The organism is Kitasatospora sp. NPDC033851 (genome assembly GCF_055576085.1).
Genome location: NZ_JBVIRL010000092.1, coordinates 1 through 3,206, shown reverse-complemented (window position 1 = coordinate 3,206; position 3,206 = coordinate 1). Strand labels below are relative to the sequence as shown.

Annotated in this window: 4 protein-coding genes; 2 read left to right on the top strand and 2 right to left on the bottom strand. The window is 69.4% G+C overall.

Going from position 1 to position 3,206, the window contains the following annotated elements:
• Positions 1-253: 253 nt before the first annotated feature.
• Positions 254-1,234 carry an NADPH:quinone reductase gene (locus tag ACZ51D_RS43575; RefSeq protein ID WP_465665863.1) on the bottom strand — a complete coding sequence of 327 codons (981 nt, stop codon included), beginning with the start codon at positions 1,232-1,234 and terminating at the stop codon, positions 254-256.
• Between the two features lie 22 nt (positions 1,235-1,256).
• On the bottom strand, positions 1,257-1,829 hold the full coding sequence (locus ACZ51D_RS43570; RefSeq protein ID WP_465665861.1) for a PadR family transcriptional regulator: 573 nt from the start codon (positions 1,827-1,829) through the stop codon (positions 1,257-1,259).
• A gap of 141 nt (positions 1,830-1,970) precedes the next feature.
• On the opposite strand from ACZ51D_RS43570, the gene ACZ51D_RS43565 reads away from it, so the two are divergent.
• Both ACZ51D_RS43565 and ACZ51D_RS43560 read left to right on the top strand, forming a co-directional pair.
• Complete coding sequence (locus ACZ51D_RS43565) at positions 1,971-2,363, top strand: ester cyclase (protein WP_465665859.1); 393 nt, start codon at positions 1,971-1,973, stop codon at positions 2,361-2,363.
• A gap of 390 nt (positions 2,364-2,753) precedes the next feature.
• Positions 2,754-3,170: a hypothetical protein gene (locus tag ACZ51D_RS43560; RefSeq protein WP_465665857.1), complete on the top strand. Its 417-nt coding sequence runs from the start codon at positions 2,754-2,756 to the stop codon at positions 3,168-3,170.
• The last annotated feature ends 36 nt before the right edge of the window (positions 3,171-3,206 follow it).

Genomic DNA, 3,206 nt, shown 5'->3' with positions numbered 1-3,206 from the left:
CGCCGACCAGGCGACGGCCGAACCAGTGGCCGTCGAACCACCTGAACCCGTCCTGACCAGGTAATCAGCACCTCCCGCACAGCGGGGGAAGCTCACTGATCTCGCAGGTCAACGCGAAATTAGACGTTCTGTCGTAGGAGGCACGCTCAGGTCTTGTCTCGGCTGAGAACGTCGCGCCGCTCCTGGCACCGCTCGGCTGCTTCCTCGGCTGATCAGGGGACGCGCCCGTGGGCGTGGTGAACGACGGGCGGGGTCACTGGGGGAGGGTGACCAGGACGCGGCCGCGGCTGCCGGTGTCGACGCGGTCGTGGGCCTTGGCGATGTCCGCCAGCTCGTAACGGTCGCCGACTTCGACGGTCAGGGCGCCCACGGCGGCCGCGGCGGTCAGATCGCGTGCTGCCTGGCGTTTCGCCTCTTCGGGGAAGTCGTCGCTGCCGATCAAGCGCAGGATGACGTTGTTGAACAGCAGGGGCCAGAAGGGGATCTCGGTCCGGTCCGTGCTCGTCGCGTAGGCGGTGATGACCGCGCCGTTCGCGACGACGGCGTTGTCGAGGTCTGCGTTGTCGGACAGGGACACCTCGACGATCCGGTGCACGCCCTCGGGCGCGTACGCGCGGATCGCCGCCGCCGGGTCCCCCTGGTCCAGGGCCACGGCGTGGGACACGACAGCCGGATCGACCTGTGCGAGATCCGCGCCGCGCCGGACGGTGGCGACCACCCTGGCCCCGCCCCAGTGAGCGAGCTGCGCGGCCAGGGACCCGACCCCGCCCAGAACGCCGTGCACCAGCACGAGCTTGCCGTCGACCGGTCCGTCGGCGAACACGGCGCGGTGGGCGGTGATGCCGGGGATGCCCAGGGCCGCGCCGACCTCGTCGCTGAGGTGGTCGGGCAGCGGGACAGCCAGATCGGCGGGTACGACGGTGTACTGGGCGGCCGTGCCGAAGGGCCGGTAGGACTGGGCGCCGTAGATCCACACCCGCTGTCCGGCTCTGCGCTCGTCGGCCCCCTCGCCCACGGCGTCGACGACTCCGGCGGCGTCGCTGTGCGGGATCACCCGTGGGTAGGGCATCGAGGAGCCGAGCCAGCCGCGCCGCTTCTTGGTGTCGCCGGGGTTGACACCGGAGACGGCGACGCGGACGCGGACCTCGCCCGGGCCGGGGGTGGGGTCGGGCAGCTCGCCGACGCGCAGCACGTCGGCGGCGGGGCCCTGTCGGTCGTACCAGGACGCAAGCATGGGCGGCTACCTCCGGGGCTGGTCAGCGCACAGGTTGTCCGAGCGTAGAGGGGTCTGTCTCGGCGCGCGCGGTGACTGGCTCGTCACCGTCCAGAACCTGGCGCAACCAGGCCCGTTCGGCGCTACTGATGGCGCGGGCGGTCAGCAGCATGCCGCGCCGGTAGGGGTCGGCCATGTCCTCGGCACGCAGCGGCCGGTCGCCGTCGTAGAAGAAGCTCGCCGGTTCCTCCAGGAACTCCAGCCGCCGCCGCAGCACCGCGTGCTGTTCGGCGACGTCCGGCAGGAGGGACAGGAACGCCAGTACGGTGAAGAACCGCGTGAAGTCGCTGATCTCGTGGTCGGCGGGCGCGCGCAGCCGCTTCAGCAGGTCGGCGCGCCCGGCGTCGGTCACGCTCAGTATGTAACGGGCCGGGCCCGCGGCCGGGTCCGCGCGCCGTTCCAGCAGGCCCGCCGCGGCCAGACGCTTGATCGCCGGGTACAGGCTGCCGTCGCTCACCGGCCGGGTGTAGCCCGTCAGCTCCGAGAGTCGGCGGCGCAGTTCATGTCCGGGCAAAGGCCGCTCAGCCAGGAAGCCCAGTATCGCTAGGTCAAGCATGTCCCTATCGTCCCACACCTACATCGATTCGATGCACACATCGAATCGATGTACTGTGGTTCTTTCGCTCGCTCGTTGCGAGCGGGCAGTGCCAGAAGAGAGAGGCGGACGGACATGTCGCCACAGTCCACCGAATCCGTGATGAGCCGCTTCGTCGAGTTCATCAACACAGCCGACGAGGACCTTGCCCGTGAGGTCATCGCCCCGGATGCCGAGTTCCATGCGCCGAGCCACGCGGAACCGCTGCGGGGCCCTGAGGGCTACCTGGAGCTGATCGCGATGATGCGCGCGGGGTTCCCGGATGTCCGGTGGACCCTGGAAGAGACCGTCACCGAGGGCGACACGGTGGCCGCCCGGTTCACCATGCGCGGAACGCATCAGGGCGAGTTCTTCGGAATCCCGGCCAGCGGCAAGACCATCTCGGTCCAGGCCATGAACTTCTACTACCTGGCCGACGGAAAGATCATCAAGGAGCGGGGCCAGCCCGACCTCCTCGGGGTGATGCAGCAGATCGGTGCCGTGCCTGCGCCTTGAGAGCGCAGGTCCGTCGGCGGCAGCGCCGGACGTCTACCGGCTTCCGGCAGTACGAGGGTGGCGTGCCAGACCATGGTCCTGGCGCACCACCCTCGTCTCATGTCACCTCGCCGGCGGTCAGCCCTTCGCGTCCGGTCGCGACTCGGCAGCCGCGAGGCCGGCGATGACCACGAGCATCAGCACCGTACCGACGACCGTGGCCGCGGTGAGCCGCTCTCCGAGAAGCGGGCCCTCTCTGCGGAGCTGCGACCCACCACTGTGCCGCCGCAGTGGCCCCAGGAATCGAACACGGGGCGACCGGGGGTGGTGTCCGAGGTCATGAACAAACGCTGTCGAATCTCGTGAACAAAGCCAGGCCCGGACGCCTGCCCGACCAGCAAAGGAACTGACATGCGGCACCTCACCCCCGCCTTCGCCCTCGGCGCCCTCCAGCGCGGGAAGCAGATCGAGCAGTTCCTCGGCGCCATCGAAACCGACGGCCGGCCCGGGCTCCGCTGGATCGCCCTCAGTCCCAGCCGCACGGGCGTCACCATTTACCTGAGCGAGGTCGAGGATGTCGGCACCGACACCTTCCTCGACATCACCGAGTTCCCGCCTCTGGACCCCGACGAGGAGACGTGGGGCCGGGAGGTCGCCGTCCTGCCCACCCCCGAGGAGGCCTTGCACCTGGCAGAGCATGAACTCGCTGCCGACCCCCAACGCTGGGTCAACGATGGCGTCGTCTGCGACGAGTACCAAGACTTCCGGGCTGATTTTGTCGGGTCATATGAGAGCCACTGCTCCGGGGTGAACGGGAGCCAGGTCTAGGCCGTTCGTGGTGGAGACGTACTCGACCATGGCGGG